Origin of the sequence: Rohdeia mirabilis, from assembly GCA_007750655.1 — a bacterium.
Taxonomy (GTDB): domain Bacteria; phylum Planctomycetota; class UBA1135; order UBA1135.
Map to the genome: position 1 here is coordinate 2,648,247 of CP036290.1, position 18,763 is coordinate 2,667,009.

An 18,763-nucleotide genomic window follows, 5' to 3' on the forward strand; every position below is an offset into this window, starting at 1 on the left:
ATGGACATCGTCGAACCGATCGGACACGCGGACGTGGTCCGCGGCCTGTGGCGCGCCGCAGCGGCCGAGCGCCTGTCGCACGCGCTGTGCTTCTGTGGTCCGCGCGGCGTCGGCAAGTTCACCGCGGCGCTGTGGTTCACCGCGGGCCTTCTGTGCCACGCGGGCCCGCCCACCGGCGACGGCGCAGCCCCCTGCGGAACGTGCCCGTCCTGCAAGAAGCTCGCGAGCGGCGGCTGGCAGGGGAACCACCCCGACCTGATGCGGATCGATCCCGTCGAGTACCGCGATCCGAAGGAGAAGGAGCCCGTCGTCCAGCTCTCGATCTACTGGATCCGCGCCGCGAAGGACCGCAAGCCGGAGCACCCCGAGACCACGATCGAGGAGTTCCTCTCGCTGCGTCCGGTCGAGAGCGAGCGCCGCGTGGTTCTGATCCGCGAGGCGGAGCGGCTCTCACTTGAAGCGCAGAACGCGCTCCTCAAGACGCTCGAGGAACCGAACCCGGGCACGACGCTCGTCCTCGAGACCTCGCGCTTCGAAGCCCTCCTGCCGACGGTGCGCTCGCGTCTCGTCCAGGTCCGCCTGGCCGGGCTCGACGAGAGCGCGGCGCGCACCGTGTTCGACACCCTCGCACGGGACGGCCGACTGGGGAGCGACGTGCGCGGCGACGCGTTGCTCGCGATCGGTGGCAACGCGCCCGGTCTGGCACTCGAGGCGATCGAACAGGGACTGGTCCCGATGCGCGCCGAGCTCGTCGCCGTCCTGACCGGGCGTAGTCGACCGACGCCGGCCCTCGAGACGCTCTGGAAGATCGACGCCGAGTTCCCGGGACGCACCGCGCGCATGAAGAGCGTCGAACGCGTGCGCGCCGCGAGTCGGCTGGTGGGGACTCTGCTCGTCGACCTCAGGCGTCTGCGCATCGGCGAATCGAACCTGCAGCACAAGGACCTCGTGGAACAGCTCGCCCCGGTGGCCGCGCGGGCGACGGACGGTGACCTCGTCGCTGCCGTGCAAGCCGCCGCCGACGCGGTCCAGGACACCGAGCGCCACCTCGACCCGGCCGGAGCGCTCGAACGCCTCGTGCGCGCCTTGGCCGCGGTGGGCTCGCGACGTCCCGCACGCGCCTGATCCCACGTCCTCCTCGGCCCGCGGTCCAAGCCCGCGCGACGCGCCCTCGAACACCGCTGCCGGTGCTATCGTCCTCACCCGTGGAAGACCCCCTTCGCAAGCTGGCGCTGGCCGACGGACGCTATTCGCCCGACGCCTTCCGATTCCTCCTCGAGGGTCTGGAGGAAGCGATCGCGCACACCGGACGCGCGGAGAAGGAAGGCCCCGAACGCCACGTCACCGGACGTGAGGTTCTCGTCGGACTGGTCGCCCGCGGACGGCGCACCTTCGGACCGCTCGGCGGTCGGGTCTGGCGCAGCTGGGGCGTCCACGCGGCGATCGACTGGGGGCGGATCGTCTTCCTGATGGTCGACAACGGGATGCTGAACCGCCGCGAGTCCGACTCCATCGAGGACTTCCGCGCCGACCTCGACTTCGACGCCGAATTCGTCGAGGCCTACGAGCTCGAACTGCCCGAGACGCTCTGAGTCGAGGACGGGCCGACCGACCGCGCGCCGCACCTGCGGGACAGCCGTCGGACGCGCCCTTGCCAGCGGGCGCCCGCTCGCCGTGGCATGGCTGCCATGATCGAGCGTCTCCCGCGCAACAAGCGCAACATCGCACTCGTGGCGATGGCCCTGCTGGTGCTGTGGTTCGGCTGGAGCATCCGCTCGGTACTGAACCCACTGATCCTGGGCTACATCCTGGCCGCGATCGTCGTGCCGGTGGTGCGCGTGCTGACCAAGCGCGGCTGGAACCATCGCAACGCCGTCGTCGTGGTGTTCGCGAGCGCGATGGGTGTGTCGCTCCTGGTCGGTCTGGGGATCGCGGTGCAGCTGCGCTTCCTCGTGCGCGACCTGATGCCCGCGCGCGACGCGTCGTCCACGGTGGAGCAGTCCGAGGAACCGGGTGTCGCCGAGTCTCCGGACGCAGCGCCTGCGAGCACGAACTCGGGTGTGGTCGAACTCGTGCCGAGTCGATCGCCGGAGGACTCGGCCGGCTCCGAGGGGAACGAGGAAGAAACCTCCGCCAAGGAGTCCGGGGACCCTGTCGCGGGCAGCGACGACGAGCGCCCGATCAGCCGCGTGATCGAGAAGGCCGACGCCTGGGTCTTCGAGACGTTCGGTGTCGAACTTCTGACCGACGCGGAACGGCGCGCGCTGATCGACCTCCTGCCCGAGGACAAGACCGAACTGACCCAGGCGGGTGGCCGCGTCGCGCTGGGCATCTGGTCGCAGCTGCGGAGCCTGACCGAGACCATCTTCGGTCTGTCGACGCTGGTCCTGCTGGTGCCGCTCTACGCGTTCTTCTGGATGTTCGAGATGGACGCCATGCACGACTGGATCCGGCGCCACATCCCCGAGCGCGAGCGCGGCCGCACGGCGCGCATGGCCGAGAAGATGGGGGACATCCTGTCGCGCTTCTTCCGCGGACGCCTGACCATCTGTGTCATCAAGGGACTGCTGATCACCGTCGCGTTGGCCGTCGCCGGCGTGCAGTACTCGATCCTGCTCGGGCTCCTGGCGGGGATCCTCTCGCTGGTGCCGTTCGTCGGCAGCGTGGTCGCCTTCGGCCTCGGCACGCTCGTCGCGCTGGGCAGCCACGACCCGTGGTGGCTCGCGCTGATCGTCACGATCGCGATCTATGGCGCAGCCGAACTCATCGAGGGCTACATCCTCATGCCGCGCATCCTGGGCGACAGCCTGGGCCTGTCGGAGGTGGCGGTGCTGTTCGCGGTGACGGCGGGTGCCGCGTCGCTCGGACTGTTCGGCGTGTTGGCCGCGTTGCCGCTGGCGGCCGCCATCAAAGTGGCCTTCACCGAGTACGTGGATCCGGCGCTGACCCAGTGGGCCGACGAGCCACGCAGCGCCGCCGGGGAAGAAGTGGGCGAACCACCCGCTGACGACACGGCGAGCAGCGATACGGCGAGCAGCGATGCGTCGAGCGGCGACACGGCGAGCGGTGAGCCGACCTGAGATCGCCGCCTGCGCCGCCAGGACCGCGGGCCGAACGGCGCGGGGCCGCGATCCGATCCGGATCGCGGCCCCGCGTTCGTTCGCGCCGCTCGTCGAGCGAGCGTGCCGTCGACTCAGGGGTTGACGGGCCCACCGGTCGGGCCGGTCGGGCAGCCGATGCGGATGATCAGCGAGTTCGAGAAGAAGTCCGGGTAGGGCGCGAACGGGCCGACGAACTGCGAGGTCGGGGCGCAGATACGAGCCTGGAGGACGAGGTCGATACCGGCCCAGGCCGAGATCAGTAGCGGGCCCTTCTGGGCGAAGTTGCCGTCGTTGTCCGTGTTGAAGAACGACGTGATCCCCAGTCCGGTGGTGGTGAGCCAGAAGTCGCAGCCGCCGACGTTGAGGGCCTGCTGAGCCGGAGCGCTGATGTAGAACCAGCCGGGGACGTTCGGGAACTGGGTCTCGACGCGCAGGGTCGGGCAGGTGTACAGCTCGAACGGATCGGCGGTGAAGACCGGATCCAGCGGCCCGAAGCCACAGGGCTTCGAGACCATCGTCGCGACCGGTCCCACGCAGGGGCAGACCTGGTTGGCCCAGGTGCGGGCGAACTCGACGTCGTCGACCGCGGTGCCTTCGACGCACAGGCGAACCGCGTCGAACGACAGCGAACCCGGGGCGTTGCCGGGAGCGTAGAAGTCGATGTCCCAGTTCTGATCGCCGCACTCGATGACGCCGAACGGACGGTAGTAGCCGTCGCCGACCGCTTCCCAGTTCGCAAGGACGAGCGCGTCACGGGTCGCGACGTTCGAAGGACGAACGGCGACTTCGAAGCAGTCCGAAAGGTCGACCACGTCGATGCCGATGTCCGAGAACGGCGTGCCGTCCTGGGTGAACGCGCCACCGAACGAGACCGAGATGCAGCCGCCGGGAGCGAGCGAGAAGACCGTGCCGGGCGTGTCGCCCAGGATGTTCGTGGCCGGGCTGTTCAGGGCGTCGGCTGCCCCGTTCACGCCGACGACGTCGATGCCCCAGGACTTCGCGCAGCCGTCGAGGGGTCCACCCTGGCCGCCGGTGGCCGGCGACTGGGCCGAGAGCGGGAGAGCGGTGGCGGCGATCGTCGCCGCGAGGAAGAGAGTCGTGCGCATGGAAGGTATGGACGCGAACAGCGTTGGTCGGTGGTGAGGAGCGAAGGTGTGGCGCCCGCAGGCGTCTCGCCACGTTCGTTCCATGAGAATCGACCGAGAAAGATACCAGTGCACCAGGGGGGGCGGCGCGCCTAGGACCTCGCAAAGTGGAAGGACGGAGCGCCGCCCGTCCTCGGGCGACGCTCCGTCCTCTCGGAGCCAGCTACGCAAGTCTGCGACGCGGCGTGGTTTCGGCTGGCGCGCTCGAGCTCGGAGCGGTGCCGCGGAAGCCGACCTCGCGGCCGATCAGTGCTCCGTCGACGAGTCCGCGCGGGCCTCGATCAGAGCGATCAACTCGGAAATCTCTTCCGGTCCGAGGCCCTGTTCGCGCGACGCCCGCAGGCGATCGAGGAGACGTTCGAGAGCGCGGTCCGCGGCCACGCGGGCGAGCAGTCCGTCCTGCTCGTCGTCCGCTCCGGCCGCGGCCGGGTCGGCGAAGCTGGCTGCGAACTCGCGCACTTGTGACCAGTCCTTGCCCGCGCGCTCGTAGACCTGCTCGATCGCGCTCTGGACCTGGCTGTCCTCCTGGAAGTCGCCGAGCGGGAAGGCCGCTCCGCGTTCGTCCTGGACGCGGCGGCGCACCTCGGCCCGCAGCAACGAACGCAGGTCCTCGCGCGACAGGGCCGTCTTGTTCGACAGGTACAGCTCGTCGAAGTCGGGCCACAGGTCGGGATCGTGGAAGTCCGTGCGCGCGAGCTCGGCGAACAGCTCGCGGTTCGCCTCCCAGTGCGTGTCCGCGTACTCACGCGGAAGGCGCAGCTCGTCGCGGACCCGCCGCATCTCCGACCAGCGCCAACCTTCGATGCGGTCCTCGTCGACCTCGATGTCCGGACGCACTCCGCCATCGGAGAGGATCGTCCCGTCGGTGTCGACCTCGCGGTGGATCGAACGACCGGACGGCAGGAGGTAGCGGGCGATCGTCAGCTTGACGCGCGGTGCGAAGTCGAACTCGCCGTCGCCGTCGTGGTCGACCTCGATCTTCTCCCAGGCGTCGTACAGGCCGTTGTTGTTGGCGTCGATCCAGCGGTCCTCGGGGCTGTTCTCGAGCGGCAGCAGGTTCTGCACCGAGCCCTTGCCGAAGCTGCGCTTGCCGACGAGCACCGCGCGTTCGTGGTCCTGCAGTGCGCCGGCGACGATCTCGGAAGCCGACGCGGTGAAGCGACTGATGAGGACGGCCACCGGCACGTCGGCGGGAACCACGGCGTCGCGGCGCGTCGACAGGGTCTGGCGCGGGCCTTCGCGGTACTCGGTGTGGACCACCGGGGTGCCGCGGGGGAGGAACACGTTGGCGACTTCGACCGCCTCGCTCAGGAGGCCACCGGAGTTGCGGCGCAGGTCGATGACGAAGCTGGTCGCCCCCCCCTCGAGCATGCGCTCGGCGGTGGCGGCCAGTTCCGCACCGACGCCGCGACTGAACGTGGTCAGTTCGATCAGCGCCACGCCGCCGGGCAGCATGTCGGCCTGCACGGCGGGGACGTGGATCGCCTGACGTTCGATGACGTGGATCATCGTCTCGTCCGGCCGGTCGATCTTCCCGACGTCCATCCCGCGACGCCAGATGTACAGCTCGACGTCCGTTCCCGGCTCGCCCTTGAGGCGCTTGATGACCTCTTCGGACGGGTGTCCGAGCGTCGGCCAGTCGCCGATGCGCACGATCTTGTCGTCGGACTGCAGGCCGGCGCGGTACGCCGGTCCGGAGTAGATCGGGCGCGTGATCGTGAACAGGTTGTCGGACGGATCGATCTGCACGTAGGCGCCGATGCCGCCGTACTCCGCCTCGAGTTCGCCGATGAACTTCGCGAACGAGTCGGGGCTCAAGTAGGTCGAGTGCTCGTCGAGCAGGTGCAGCATCCCGTTCATCGCCGCGTCGACGAGCTGGCCGCGATCGAAGCGCTTGCCGTCGAGGTGGCGGCGTTCGATCATGTCGAGGACGTCCTGGAAGCGCGACAGCTCGTCGGGCAGGAGGTTCTCGTTCATGCGGCGCTGCATGTCGGAGACCCGTCGCTCGCTGACGCGCCGCATGTCCTCGATGCGCATGTAGGCCTCGGCCAGACGCGCGCTGTCACCCGGAAGACGGGACAGGGCGTCGAGCTCGAGCTGCAGGCGACCGGCGATCGACTCGCCCGTCGCCGCCAGCGCCAGCGCCGCGTAGCCGCGCACCTCGGGGCGCGTGGAGTCGAGGAAGTCCTGCAGGATCTCGCGCGCGCTGCGCTTCTCGGTGGTGCTCCCGAGGAAGTGGGCAGACTGGGCCGTCGCGACCCGGACGTGGGCGCCCAGTTCGGGGTTCTTCGCGAGCACCAGGAGGCGGCCGGCCAGCTCCAGGCGTTCCGGGCGGGCGTAGGCCGCGGCGAACAGGCGCTTCGCCAGCATCTCGGCCGCCACCACGGCCACGCGCTCGTTGGATCCGTCCACCAGGGCCACGAGCTTCTCGGCCAGGAGCTTGAGGTCGGCGCCCTCGCCCTGGGCGCGGGCCGCGACGGCCAAGAGCTGCGCGCCCGGCTCGAGGGCCGCGGCCAGCCGCCCGTCGAGGATCGCGTCGACCTGGCCCGAACCCAGCGCGTCGGCCGCGGCGCGCAGCCCGACCGCTCGCTCCCACAGGAGACCGGGGTCGTCGCTCACCGCCTCGGCCAGTTGGCGGTCGACGAAGCTCGTCAGTTCGTCGAGGCGGTCCTGGGAGACCACGGGATGGGCGAGGACCGCGGAGTGCCCGGCCAGCGCCAGCGATGCACCCGGAACCAGCAGGGCGCAGGCGGCCAGAACGGCCCCCGGTACGAACAGGCGTGCGACCGGGCGGGAAGTGGTCCGGGCGTCGAGCGGGCGTTGGAGGTCAGACATGAAGGAGCGTTGGGTTCGCGCAGCGACGGATCGCAACTGCGGTGGGTCCAGTGGGCGATGGAGCCGACGGACGGGGCCGAGGGTAGCGGAAGGGCCCCACGGAGTATCGGCCGGAGCTGGCCCGTGCCACAGGGGCGGCCCACCTCGGCAGCGCGCGCCGGTGCCCGCTCCCGCCGACCCCCGTCGACGTCCCCCCTTACGAGCGAAGTTCGCGGGGTGCGTCGTGCAAAGTGCTTCGACCGTCGGGAGGGGACGGACGCGCGGGTAGATTCGATCCCCATGAGCGACGACCACCGACTCAGTCACGTGGAGCACGGCCCCGACGGACGCGCGCGCCGCGCCCGGATGGTGGACGTGTCGAGCAAGTCTCCGGGTGAACGCTCGGCCACCGCCAGCGCCCTGGTCCACTTCCCCGGCGACCTGCTCGAGCGCGTGCTCCACGAGGGAGGCCCCAAGGGTCCGATCGAGGAAGTGGCGCGCGTGGCGGGCATCCTGGCGGCGAAGCGCACGGCCGAGCTGATCCCGATGTGCCACCAGCTCGAGCTGGACCACGTGGACGTGACGATCGAGCGGATGGACACCGAACGGCTCGAGATCCGCTGCACGGCGCGCTGCCGGCGGGCCACCGGCGTGGAGATGGAGGCGCTCTGCGGGGCCTCGATCGCGGCTCTCACCGTCTACGACATGACCAAGGCCCTGGACCCGCGGATCGCGGTCGAGCGCGTGCGCCTGCTCGAGAAGACGGGGGGCAAGCGCGGGCACTGGCGGGCCACCGAGCCCTAGGCTCCGCGTCCGTTTCTCTCCCATTCCGAGGCTCCGGCGATCCGAAACGGCCTCGCGACGCCGCTTTGCAGGGGAGAACCGCCACCTTCGTCGCTATCCTCCGACCCACGCCCGTCCCCGACCGAACGCCCCACTGGCTGCCTCACTGGCGCCCCCCTTCGCATGGAGATCAAGCTGGTCCACGCGCTCGTGCGCATCATGAAGCGCGCCGAGCTCACCGAGCTGGAGATCGACGACGCCAACGCCGGACTGCGCGTGCACCTCAAGCGCGGCGGCTCCGGTGACTCGGGTTCGCCCCTGGTCAACGTCCTGCAAGGCGGTGGCATGGGTGGCCCGATGATGGGCGGTCCGAGCATGGGAGGCCACGGCATGGGAGGTCACGGGCAGGGCCAGGGCGACGCCGGCACGGGCGCCGCCGCAGGATCCGCGGGCCCCGCACCGCTCCCGCCCGGCACGTTCCACTTCACGAGCCCGATGGTCGGCACCTTCTACCGGTCGTCGTCGCCGGACTCGGCGCCCTTCGTCGACGTCGGGACCGTGATCGACGAGGACTCCACCCTGTGCATCGTCGAGGCCATGAAGGTCATGAACGAGATCAAGGCGGAGGTGAACGGCAAGATCGTCGAGGTCCTCGTCGAGAACGCCGAGCCGGTCGAGTTCGGCCAGCCGCTCTTCCTCGTCGCCAAGAACTAGAGGCGAGCGAGCGCCCCATGTTCCAACGCGTCCTGGTTGCCAACCGCGGGGAGATCGCCCAGCGGATCATCCGTGCCTGCCGTGAGCTCGGCGTCGAGACCGTCGCCGTCTACTCGGAGGCCGACAAGAACGCCCTGTACCTCGAACAGGCCGACGAGACCATCTGCATCGGGCCCGGTCCCGGCGCGCTGTCGTACCTGAACATCCCGTCGATCATCTCGGCCGCCGAGATCGCCGACGTGGACGCGATCGTGCCCGGCTACGGCTTCCTGGCCGAGAACGCGCACTTCGCCGAGGTCTGCCGCTCCTGCAACATCCACTTCGTGGGGCCGGATCCGGAGACCATCGCGACGCTCGGTCACAAGGCGCGAGCGCGCGACATGGCGGTCCGGGCGGGCGTGCCGGTCGTGCCCGGTTCCGACGGCCTGCTGCGCGACGAGAGCCACGCCTTCGAGGTCGCGCGCCAGATCGGCTATCCCGTGATGATCAAGGCTTCGGCCGGCGGGGGAGGGCGCGGCATGCGCATCGCGCGCAACGACCCGAGTCTGGCGAGCGGCTTCCACCAGGCCCGCTCCGAAGCGGAGAACGCGTTCGGCGACGGCTCGATGTACCTCGAGAAGTTCGTCGAGAACCCGCGCCACGTGGAGATCCAGATCCTCGGCGACAAGGAGGGCAACATCGTTCACCTGGGCGAGCGCGACTGCTCCGTCCAGCGCCGCCACCAGAAGGTGATCGAAGAGTCCCCCTCGCCCTCGGTGACGCCCGAGCTGCGCCAGCGCATGGGGGAGAAGGCGGTCGCGATCGCCCGCGAGGCCGGCTACCACAACGCCGGCACCGTCGAGTTCCTGCTCGACAAGGACGACAACTTCTACTTCATCGAGGTCAACGCACGGATCCAGGTCGAGCACACGGTGACCGAGATGGTCACGGGCATCGATCTGATCCAGTGGCAGCTGCGCACCGCCGCCGGCGAGCCGCTCGACTTCAAACAGGACGACGTGGAGATCCGCGGACACGCCATCGAGTGCCGCATCAACGCCGAGGATCCCGACCGCGACTTCCAACCCTCGCCGGGTCGGATCGAGCGCTTCGTCGCCCCCGGTGGACCGGGCATCCGCCTCGACAGCCACGCGTACCAGGGCTACGTGATCCCGCCCTACTACGACTCGATGATCGGCAAGCTGCTGGCTCACCGACCCACCCGCGGCGAGGCCGTGCGCACGATGCTGCGCGCCCTCGACGAGTTCGTGATCGAGGGTCCGCGCACGACGATCAAGCTCCAGCGCGAGATCCTCCAGCACCCCGAGTTCCTCGCGGGCGATCACGACACCGGATTCCTGGATCGCTACTACCAGGGCGCCGCCGCCTCGGTGCGGTCCAAGAAGAAGCAGAGCTGACACCATGCCTGCCAGCTCCGAGCGACTCCGGCGACGGCCCTGCGACCACGAGCGCCTCGGGCCCGGGCTCGATCGCCCTTCGTTCGCGCGCCTGGCCGCGCCGATCCTGGCCGCCCTGGCCCTGGTCTGTGCCGGTTGCAAGCACCAGGTCTGGCCGGGGCCGATGGAGCCCGTCGTCACACCGCTGCCCGACGGTCTCGAGTCGATCCGGCCGGGCCTGGACGAAGTGCTCGTGACGCGCCTCGCCGATCCGGTGCGCTACCGACCCGCAGGGACGGTCGGCTCGATCCCCTTCACCTACGTGGACAAGCGTCGGCGGCTGGCGGCGGGCTCGTCGATCCACGTGGCCACGGGCGGACGCGCCGAGATCGCATGGCCGGGCGAGACGCTGATCGTGCAGGTCTTCGACTCGGGGCACGTGCGGGTCGGAGTGCGCGAGCGCGGCGAACCGGCGGCGATCCTGTTCCGACCGACCCGCGCGCGCCTCGACCTGCCGCCGGGGACCCGGATCCGCATCGAGGACGTGTGCGACCTGCTCGCGCCGGAGGGTCTGCGCGTCGGCCCGCTGCTTCTCGAGCGCACGCTCGCCGGGCCCCTGCGTCTGTTCAACAACGGCGCCACCGAAGCGCGACTCGACTTCGGGGACACGCGCCTCGAGCTCGGGCCCAGCCAGAGCATCGACCTGGTGGAGATCGATCGGGTGGCCGTCGACGCGCGGGCCGCGCGCGAAGGACTGGACCGCTCGCTCCCGTTGCCCGACGGCGACGAACTGCGTTGGAGGGGCCCGCTCGAACTCGGTCTGCGCGGATCGGGTGTCCTGCTCTCGGCTTCGGGTGGACCCATCGACGTCGACGCCCTCGGCTCGCTGTGGCACCTGGAAGCCGGCAGCAGCGTCCACGTGCTGGACGATCCGTCCGAGCCCTTCGCGAACGACAGCGCCACGAACGCGCCTCCGCCGGATGGCGCCTCCCCGGGCACGGCGCCGCGCGACGCGAGCGGATCCCCCTGATCCCCGACCACTGCGCATCCCACCACTGCGCATCCCACCACCGCGCATCACACCACCGCCGATCGAACCGCTGATCGGCGCGACCACGACCATCGAGCCACCCGCTGTTCATTCGACCCCCCACGGGCGTCGAAAGGGCCCCTTCGGGATGCCGACCTCCGCCCACCAAAGCCCAGACCAAAGACCGTTCCGATGCCCCAGCCCACCGTCCTGATCACCGGAGGTGCCGGTTTCCTCGGCAGCCACCTGTGCGAGCGCTTCCTCGCGGAAGGTGCCGAGGTGATCTGCATGGACAACCTGGTCACTGGAGACCTGCGCAACGTCGAGCACCTGTTCGGCGAACCGCGCTTCCACTTCCAGCACCAGGACGTCACCGAGTACATCCACGTCCCCGGCAAGCTCGACTACGTCCTGCACTTCGCCTCGCCGGCCAGCCCGATCGACTACCTCGAGCTGCCGATCCAGACGCTCAAGGTCGGGTCGCTCGGGACCCACAAGGCGCTGGGACTCGCCCACGCCAAGGGCGCCCGGTTCCTGATCGCTTCGACGTCCGAGTGCTACGGCGATCCGCTCGTCCACCCGCAGACCGAGGACTACTGGGGCAACGTGAACCCGGTCGGTCCGCGCGGCGTGTACGACGAGGCCAAGCGCTTCGCCGAGGCCATGACGATGGGCTACCACCGCTACCACGGCGTGCAGACGCGCATCGTGCGCATCTTCAACACGTACGGGCCGCGCATGCGTCTGAACGACGGGCGCGCGCTGCCGGCCTTCATGGGTCAGGCCCTGCGCGGTGAAGATCTCACGGTCTTCGGCGACGGTTCGCAGACGCGCTCGTTCTGCTACGTCGACGACCTGATCGAAGGCATCCACCGCCTGCTGCATTCGGACGAGGTCCTGCCGACGAACATCGGCAACCCGGCCGAGATGACGATCCTCGAGTTCGCCGAGAAGGTCATCGAGCTGACCGGATCCCGCTCGAAGATCACGCACAAGCCGCTGCCCCAGGACGATCCGAAGGTGCGCCAGCCCGACATCTCCAAGGCCCGGCGCGTCCTCGGCTGGGAGCCCACGGTGAAGCTCGACGACGGCCTGAAGCGCACGCTCGACTACTTCCGCGGACGCGTCGAGGAGCAGGCGGCCAAGTAGGCCGCCCCGTTCTCCCATGTGTGGCATCGTCGGAGCGTTCACGATCGACGGCTCGGTCGTCCCCGATCTCGTGCGAGGTCTGCGGACGCTCGAGTACCGGGGTTACGACTCCGCCGGGATCGGCGTGGTCGTGGACGGCGAACTGCTGGTGACGCGCCGCGCCGGGCGTTTGGCCGAGCTCGAGTCGGCGCTCGCGAACGATCCGCTGCCGCGCTCGGCGGTCGGCATCGGGCACACGCGGTGGGCCACCCACGGCGAACCCACCGACGCCAACGCGCACCCGCACACCGATGCCACCGGGCGCATCGCGCTCGTGCACAACGGCGTCATCGAGAACGCCCAGGAGCTGCGCAAGTCGCTCGAGGCGGCTGGCGTCGTCCTGCACTCGGAGACCGACACCGAGGTGCTCGCCCACCTGATCGGGCGGCGCATCGTGTCGGGCGTCGACGCGCTCGAAGCGGTGCGGCAGAGCCTCGCCGAGGTCACCGGGTACTACGCGCTGGCCCTCCTCGTGCGCGGCGTCGACGGCGAACCGACGCGCCTTCTGTGCGCACGGCACGGCCCGCCCCTGTGCATCGGTCGAGCCGCCGACAGCTCGTGGATCGGTTCGGACGTTCTGGCGCTCCTGCCCCACACGAACGACTTCCAGTACCTCGAGGACGGCGACGTGGCCGAACTCACCGCGCGCGACGTGCGCATCTTCGACCGCCGCGGCAAGGACGTCGAACGCCCGATCCGCGTGGTCGAGTGGACGCCCGAGAGCGCGGAGAAGGGCGGCTACGAGCACTACATGCTCAAGGAGATCCACGAGCAGCCCGATGTCCTGGCGCGGACGATCGCCGGCCGACTGCGGCCCGCGACCGGCGACGTCGAGTTGGGTGGCGACGGGTGGAGCGACGACCGACTGCGTTCGATCCAGCGCGTCCAGATCGTGGCCTGCGGTACGGCGCTGCACGCGGGGCTGATCGCCCGCTACATGATCGAAGGACTCGCGCGGGTGGCCGTCGACATCGACTTCGCCTCCGAGTTCCGCTACCGCGATCCGGTCATCGCGCCGCACACGATGGCACTCGCGATCTCGCAGTCCGGCGAGACGGCCGACACCCTCGGCGCCATGCGACTCGCGGCCCAGCTCGGCGCGCGCGCGACCAGCATCTGCAACGTGATCGGCTCGACGGTCGTGCGCGAGTCGGAAGCGACGATCCTGACCGAAGCCGGCCCCGAGATCGGCGTGGCGAGCACGAAGGCGTTCACGGCCCAGGTCGTCGCCGCCTACCTGCTGGCCGTGCGACTGGGCCGCGCGAACGGCTCGATCGACGCCGCCCGCGGACGCGTCCTGCTCGAGGAGCTGAAGCGGCTGAGGCCCCGACTCGACACGTTGCTCGCGCCCGAGGTCGAGGACCACGTCCGCGAGTTGGCCGACCGCCACCGCAACGTGAAGGGCTTCTTCTTCCTGGGCCGCGGCATCAACTATCCGGTGGCGCTCGAGGGCGCGCTGAAGCTCAAGGAGATCAGCTACCTGCACGCCGAGGGCTACCCGGCGGGGGAGATGAAGCACGGGCCGATCGCGCTCGTCGAACCCGACCTCACGACGGTCGTGGTCAACGCGGTCGGGTCCGTGGCCGAGAAGTCGCGCTCGAACATCGAACAGGTCAAGGCGCGCGGCGGACGCGTCATCTCGGTCGGCTCCGACGCCGCGAGCCACGAACTCGCGGAAGAGGGGATCGTCGTCCCGGACAGCTCGGAATGGCTGTCGCCGGTGCTCAACGTGATTCCGCTGCAGTTGCTCGCGTACCACATCGCCGACCTGCGCGGCTGTGACATCGACAAGCCGCGCAACCTGGCCAAGAGCGTGACGGTCGAGTGACCCCGGCGCCTGCGAACCACATGTCAGACATCCTGCTCACCGGCGGCGCCGGCTTCATCGGCTCGCACGTGTGCGAGGCACTGCTCGCGCGCGGCGACCGCGTGACGGTCCTCGACAACTTCAACGACTTCTACGACCCCGCCATCAAGCGCGGCAACGCGGAGCGCCTCGTCGAGCGGGGCGCGCGCCTGATCGAGGGGGACATCCGCGACGAGGCGCAGCTCGATCGTCTCCTCGTCGAGGATGCGCCCGACGCCGTGATCCACCTGGCCGCGATGGCCGGTGTTCGCCCGTCGCTGCTCGACCCGCTGCACTACGAGGACGTGAACGTGCGGGCGACGCTGCTGATGCTCGAACGCCTGAAGCAGCGCCCGACGACGCGCTTCGTGTTCGCTTCGAGCTCCAGCGTGTACGGCGCGAACGAGAAGGCGCCGTTCAGCGAGACCGACGACATCCACCAGCCCATCTCGCCCTACGCGGCGACCAAGCGCGCGGGCGAACTGCACTGCTTCACGTACCACCACCTGTACGCGATCCCGACCAGCTGTCTGCGCTTCTTCACGGTCTACGGACCGCGGCAACGGCCCGAGATGGCGATCCACAAGTTCGTGGCCGCCACGCTCGAACGGCGCCCGATCACCATGTTCGGCGACGGCTCGACGCGCCGCGACTACACCTACGTGGCCGACATCGTCGACGGCGTGGTCAAGGCACTCGACCACTGCGCCGGCTACGAGATCTACAACTTGGGCGAGTCCCAGACCGTCTCGCTGGCCGAGATGATCGAGGAGGTCGGCCGCGCGTGCGGTGTCGAGCCGATCGTCGAACGCCGCTCGATGCAGCCCGGTGACGTCCTGATCACCTACGCCGACGTGAGCAAGGCCAAGGAGCGGCTCGGCTACGCACCCAGTACGGACATCCGCACGGGCCTCGCTCGATTCGTCGACTGGTACCGGACCGAAGGACCGGGCGCCTCACTCCCCAAGCACGGCCACTAGGAACCCCACCATGAAAGGCGTCATCCTCGCGGGCGGACTCGGAACGCGGCTCTTCCCGCTGACCAAGATCACGAACAAGCACCTCTTGCCGGTCTACGACCGGCCGATGATCTACTACCCGATCCAGACCCTCGTGAACGCGGGCGTGACGGACATCATGATCGTCACGGGCGGGCGCAAGTCAGGCGACTTCCTGAGCCTGCTGGGCAACGGCAGCGACTTCGGGCTCAAGCACATCAACTACACCTACCAGCAGGGCGAAGGCGGTATCGCCGAGGCTCTGGGCCTGTGCGAGCACTGGGCGGCGGGTGAGTCGGTCTGCGTCGTGCTCGGCGACAACCTGATCGAACGCAACATCAACAAGGCGGTCGCCGACTTCCGCGCCCAGACCGATTCTTCAGGGAAGGGTGGTGCGAAGATCCTGCTCAAGCAGGTGCACGACCCCGAACGCTTCGGCGTGGCGGAGCTCGACGGCGACAACGTCGCGCGCATCGTCGAGAAGCCGAAGCAACCGAAGAGCGACCTGGCCGTCATCGGGATCTACATGTACGACGCGCGCGTGTTCGAGGTCATCAAGACGCTCGAACCGTCGGAACGCGGCGAGCTCGAGATCACCGACGTGAACAACTGGTACATCCAGGACGCTTCGATGACCTACGAGGTGCTCGAGGGCTGGTGGACGGACGCGGGCACGTTCGACTCGCTCCTGCGGGCCAGTGAACTGGTCGCGAAGGGCGGTGCCAACCGCGTCGACTGACGTGGGGGAGCGACGCGCCATCGTCACCGGCGCCGCGGGAATGCTCGGCAGCCAGGTGCTGCTCGACGTACCCGACGGCTGGGAAGCCCTGGCGACGGTGCGCGGCGGAGTCCTGCCGGTCGAGCTGGGCGACGAGCGCCCGCTGCTCGGCGGTGTCGACCTGGCCGAGCCCGAGGACGTCGCGTCGCTCGTGCGCTGGGCGGGGGACTTCGACGCGGTGATCCACTGCGCGGCGTACACGAACGTGGACGGCGCGGAGTCCGACGAAGCGGCGGCCAGGCGCGCCAACGCGGACTCCTGTGAAGTGCTCGCTCGCGTGTGCGCCGAGCGCGGCGCACGACTGGTCATGGTCTCGACCGACTTCGTCTTCGACGGCACGGCCAGCGAGCCCTACACCGAGGACGCGCCCACCGCGCCGCTCGGCGCCTACGGTCGCACCAAGCTCGAGGGCGAGGAGCGCGCGCTCGCCGCCCATCCCGACGGTTGCGTGGTCGCGCGCACCCAGTGGCTGTTCGGGCCGCGCGGGAAGAACTTTCCGGGCACCATGCTCGCGCTCGCGCGGGCGGGGCGTCCGCTGCGCGTCGTCGACGACCACTTCGGTTCGCCGACGTCGACCCAGGCCCTGGCGCCGGCCCTCTGGGACCTCGCGCGCCTCGAGGCTGCGAACGGCATCTACCACGCGGCCTGCGAGGGCCGTGCGAGCTGGTTCGAGCTGGCCGCGGAGACCTTCCGACTGGCCCGACTCGCGCCGGATCTCACTCCGTGCACGGCGGCCGATTTCCCACGGCCAGCCCCCGTACCGGCCTTCAGCGTGTTGAATTGCGCCCGTCTGGCCGATCTGCGAGGAGGGCCTCTGCCGACGTGGCGCGACGCCCTCGCCGCCCACCTCGAAAGTTCACCCTGAGACCCGCACCGGGTCACTCGTCCTCGGTCCACCGACCGGGGACACGACTTCGAATCCCCACCATGGACATCGCCAGCGTCCTGATCACCGGCGGAGCCGGCTTCATCGGTTCCAACCTCGTCCACCTGGTCGCCCGCGAGCGACCCGGTTGGCGCATCGTCGTGCTCGACGCGCTGACCTACGCGGGCAACCTCGAGAGTCTCGGTGACCTGCTCGAGACCGGACGCGTCGAGTTCCGAAAGGGCGACGTGTGCTCGCGCGCCGACGTGGAGAGCGCGCTCGCGGCCTGCGGCGATCCGGCCACGACCGCGGTCATGCACCTGGCGGCCGAGAGCCACGTGGACCGCTCGATCCAGTCCGGTCTGCCCTTCGTCGAGACCAACGTGGTCGGAACGCAGATCCTGCTCGACGCCGCGCGCGCCGCCGGGACCGCGCGCTTCCTGCACGTGTCGACGGACGAGGTCTACGGCTCGCTCGGCCCGACCGGGTACTTCCGCGAGGACTCGCCGATCCAACCCAGCTCCCCGTACGCCGCGAGCAAGGCGTCGAGCGATCTGTTGGTGCGCGCCGCCCACCACACGCACGGGTTCGACGTGGTGATCACGAACTGCTCGAACAACTACGGCCCGTTCCAGTTCCCCGAGAAGTTGATCCCGCTGATGATCGCGAACGCGCTCGAGGGCGCGCCGCTGCCGGTCTACGGCGACGGCAAGAACGTGCGCGACTGGCTGTACGTCGAGGACCACTGCGAGGCGCTCCTGACCGTGCTCGAGCGGGGCCGCAGCGGCGAGACCTACAACATCGGCGGCAACAACGAGTACCCGAACATCGACATCGTCGAGCGCATCGTGTCCGCGACCGGTGCGTCGAAGGACCAGATCACCTACGTGAAGGACCGGCCGGGCCACGACCGCCGCTACGCGATCGACGCCACCAAGATCCGCGACGAACTGGGCTGGAGTCCGCGCTTCACCTTCGAGGAGGCGCTGCCCCTGACGATCGACTGGTTCCGCTCGAACAAGGGCTGGCTCGATCGGGTCCGCAGCGGCGCCTACCGGGACTACTACGCCCAGCAGTACGACGCCCGCGGATCGACCGCGGACGGGGCGCCCGCCGGCCGGGGGAACTCGAAGTGACATTCGTCCGACGCCATTCGGGCACGCCGCCGTCCCCCTCTGGACGCGGTCGCGCCAGCGGGAGGGCGGTCCCCGATGTGCCAGGCGGGGCGCTCGGAGCGCAACTCCTTGGGGGGCGAGGACCTATCCTCGCTGCGCTCGCCGCGTGTCGGCGCCACCTCCACATGTCGACCACCGCCCACCTCGGACGCGTCCTCCCGCTGCTCCTGGCCCTGTTCGCCACGCTCGGGACCTCGGCCCTGTCCTCCTGCACCACCTCTCCGGACAAGCGCGTCCTGCAGTACCTCAACCAAGAGGGCTACGGGAAGCGCTACGTCGGCAACATCCGCGAGGAGGCGTACATCACGATCGGAGACCTGATCCAGGTCTACGACGAGTTCGACGACGAGTGGATCGCCGACGCCGAGGTCGAGGTCGACGGCACCGTGTTCCTGCCGCAACTGGGGAGTGTCCCGGTGGCCGGGATGACCCGTTCCGAGCTCGAGTCCTATCTGACCCAACGCCGCTCCGAGTTGTTCGTTCGCACCAGCGTGAAGGTCCGGCGCATGCAGCTCGGGCCGCGCTACTACTGGATCCTCGGCGAGGTCACGTCCGGAGGCGGGCGCAAGGCGCTGACCGAGGACCTCACGATCTTCGACGCGGTGATGCTGGCGCGGCCCGACGCGACGCGCGCCAACGCCGGACGCATCCGCCTCATCCGCGCCGACCCCGTCGACCCCCTGATCCTGCACTTCGACCTGCGCGACATGTTGGCCGGGACCACCGGCGACTCGTCGCGCAACTACGAGATCCGCGAGAACGACATCATCGTCGTTCCGCCGACCTTCATGACCCAGCTCGGCAACTTCATCGCCGCGCTCGTGACGCCCATCGGGCAGGTCCTCAACGGACTGCTCGGACCGCTCCTGCAGTTCGCGCGCTACGAGCGCATCTCCGACGGTACGAACTTCGTCGGGTTCTGAGCGGGCCCGGCCCGCACCCACCACCGC

At 69.6% G+C, this 18,763-nt stretch carries 16 protein-coding genes; 14 read left to right on the top strand and 2 right to left on the bottom strand.

Annotated elements, in window-relative coordinates:
* From Pla163_RS09870 to Pla163_RS09880, 3 genes are all read left to right on the top strand, one after another.
* On the top strand, window positions 1–1,125 hold the full coding sequence (locus tag Pla163_RS09870) for a DNA polymerase III subunit (RefSeq protein WP_145187267.1): 1,125 nt from the start codon (window positions 1–3) through the stop codon (window positions 1,123–1,125).
* An 80-nt stretch (window positions 1,126–1,205) separates the two neighbouring features.
* Window positions 1,206–1,592 carry a Minf_1886 family protein gene (locus Pla163_RS09875; protein WP_419185770.1) on the top strand — a complete coding sequence of 129 codons (387 nt, stop codon included), beginning with the start codon at window positions 1,206–1,208 and terminating at the stop codon, window positions 1,590–1,592.
* 96 nt (window positions 1,593–1,688) lie between these two features.
* Entirely contained in the window at window positions 1,689–3,080 is a 1,392-nt protein-coding gene (locus tag Pla163_RS09880) for an AI-2E family transporter (protein ID WP_419185771.1), read from the top strand.
* Between the two features lie 113 nt (window positions 3,081–3,193).
* Here the strand turns inward: Pla163_RS09880 and Pla163_RS18980 are convergent, their stop codons facing one another.
* Together Pla163_RS18980 and Pla163_RS09890 are read right to left on the bottom strand one after the other, a co-directional pair.
* Entirely contained in the window at window positions 3,194–4,207 is a 1,014-nt protein-coding gene (locus tag Pla163_RS18980; RefSeq protein ID WP_419185772.1) for a hypothetical protein, read from the bottom strand.
* 285 nt (window positions 4,208–4,492) lie between these two features.
* On the bottom strand, window positions 4,493–7,081 hold the full coding sequence (locus Pla163_RS09890; RefSeq protein ID WP_145187277.1) for a S41 family peptidase: 2,589 nt from the start codon (window positions 7,079–7,081) through the stop codon (window positions 4,493–4,495).
* 279 nt (window positions 7,082–7,360) lie between these two features.
* Between Pla163_RS09890 and moaC the strand changes: the two genes are divergently transcribed.
* The 11 genes from moaC to Pla163_RS09945 all read left to right on the top strand — a co-directional run bounded on the left by moaC (window position 7,361) and on the right by Pla163_RS09945 (window position 18,736).
* Window positions 7,361–7,864, top strand: a complete 504-nt coding sequence (gene moaC, locus Pla163_RS09895) for a cyclic pyranopterin monophosphate synthase MoaC (protein ID WP_145187280.1) — start codon at window positions 7,361–7,363, stop codon at window positions 7,862–7,864.
* Window positions 7,865–8,026: 162 nt separating this feature from the next.
* Window positions 8,027–8,557: an acetyl-CoA carboxylase biotin carboxyl carrier protein gene (accB, locus tag Pla163_RS09900; protein WP_145187283.1), complete on the top strand. Its 531-nt coding sequence runs from the start codon at window positions 8,027–8,029 to the stop codon at window positions 8,555–8,557.
* A 17-nt stretch (window positions 8,558–8,574) separates the two neighbouring features.
* On the top strand, window positions 8,575–9,954 hold the full coding sequence (accC, locus tag Pla163_RS09905) for an acetyl-CoA carboxylase biotin carboxylase subunit (RefSeq protein WP_145187286.1): 1,380 nt from the start codon (window positions 8,575–8,577) through the stop codon (window positions 9,952–9,954).
* Window positions 9,955–9,958: 4 nt separating this feature from the next.
* Window positions 9,959–10,963 carry a hypothetical protein gene (locus Pla163_RS09910; RefSeq protein ID WP_145187289.1) on the top strand — a complete coding sequence of 335 codons (1,005 nt, stop codon included), beginning with the start codon at window positions 9,959–9,961 and terminating at the stop codon, window positions 10,961–10,963.
* A gap of 192 nt (window positions 10,964–11,155) precedes the next feature.
* On the top strand, window positions 11,156–12,112 hold the full coding sequence (locus Pla163_RS09915) for a UDP-glucuronic acid decarboxylase family protein (protein WP_145187292.1): 957 nt from the start codon (window positions 11,156–11,158) through the stop codon (window positions 12,110–12,112).
* A gap of 16 nt (window positions 12,113–12,128) precedes the next feature.
* Window positions 12,129–13,979, top strand: a complete 1,851-nt coding sequence (glmS, locus tag Pla163_RS09920) for a glutamine--fructose-6-phosphate transaminase (isomerizing) (protein WP_145187295.1) — start codon at window positions 12,129–12,131, stop codon at window positions 13,977–13,979.
* Between the two features lie 20 nt (window positions 13,980–13,999).
* Entirely contained in the window at window positions 14,000–14,977 is a 978-nt protein-coding gene (locus Pla163_RS09925) for a GDP-mannose 4,6-dehydratase (RefSeq protein WP_145187298.1), read from the top strand.
* Between the two features lie 10 nt (window positions 14,978–14,987).
* On the top strand, window positions 14,988–15,734 hold the full coding sequence (locus Pla163_RS09930) for a sugar phosphate nucleotidyltransferase (protein ID WP_145187301.1): 747 nt from the start codon (window positions 14,988–14,990) through the stop codon (window positions 15,732–15,734).
* Between the two features lies 1 nt (window position 15,735).
* Window positions 15,736–16,638, top strand: coding sequence for a dTDP-4-dehydrorhamnose reductase (rfbD, locus tag Pla163_RS09935; protein WP_145187304.1), 903 nt, complete (start codon window positions 15,736–15,738; stop codon window positions 16,636–16,638).
* Between the two features lie 62 nt (window positions 16,639–16,700).
* A complete protein-coding gene (rfbB, locus tag Pla163_RS09940) occupies window positions 16,701–17,774 on the top strand; it encodes a dTDP-glucose 4,6-dehydratase (RefSeq protein ID WP_145187307.1) in 1,074 nt (357 codons plus the stop codon).
* Window positions 17,775–17,938: 164 nt separating this feature from the next.
* A complete protein-coding gene (locus Pla163_RS09945) occupies window positions 17,939–18,736 on the top strand; it encodes a polysaccharide biosynthesis/export family protein (RefSeq protein WP_145187310.1) in 798 nt (265 codons plus the stop codon).
* Window positions 18,737–18,763: the final 27 nt, after the last annotated feature.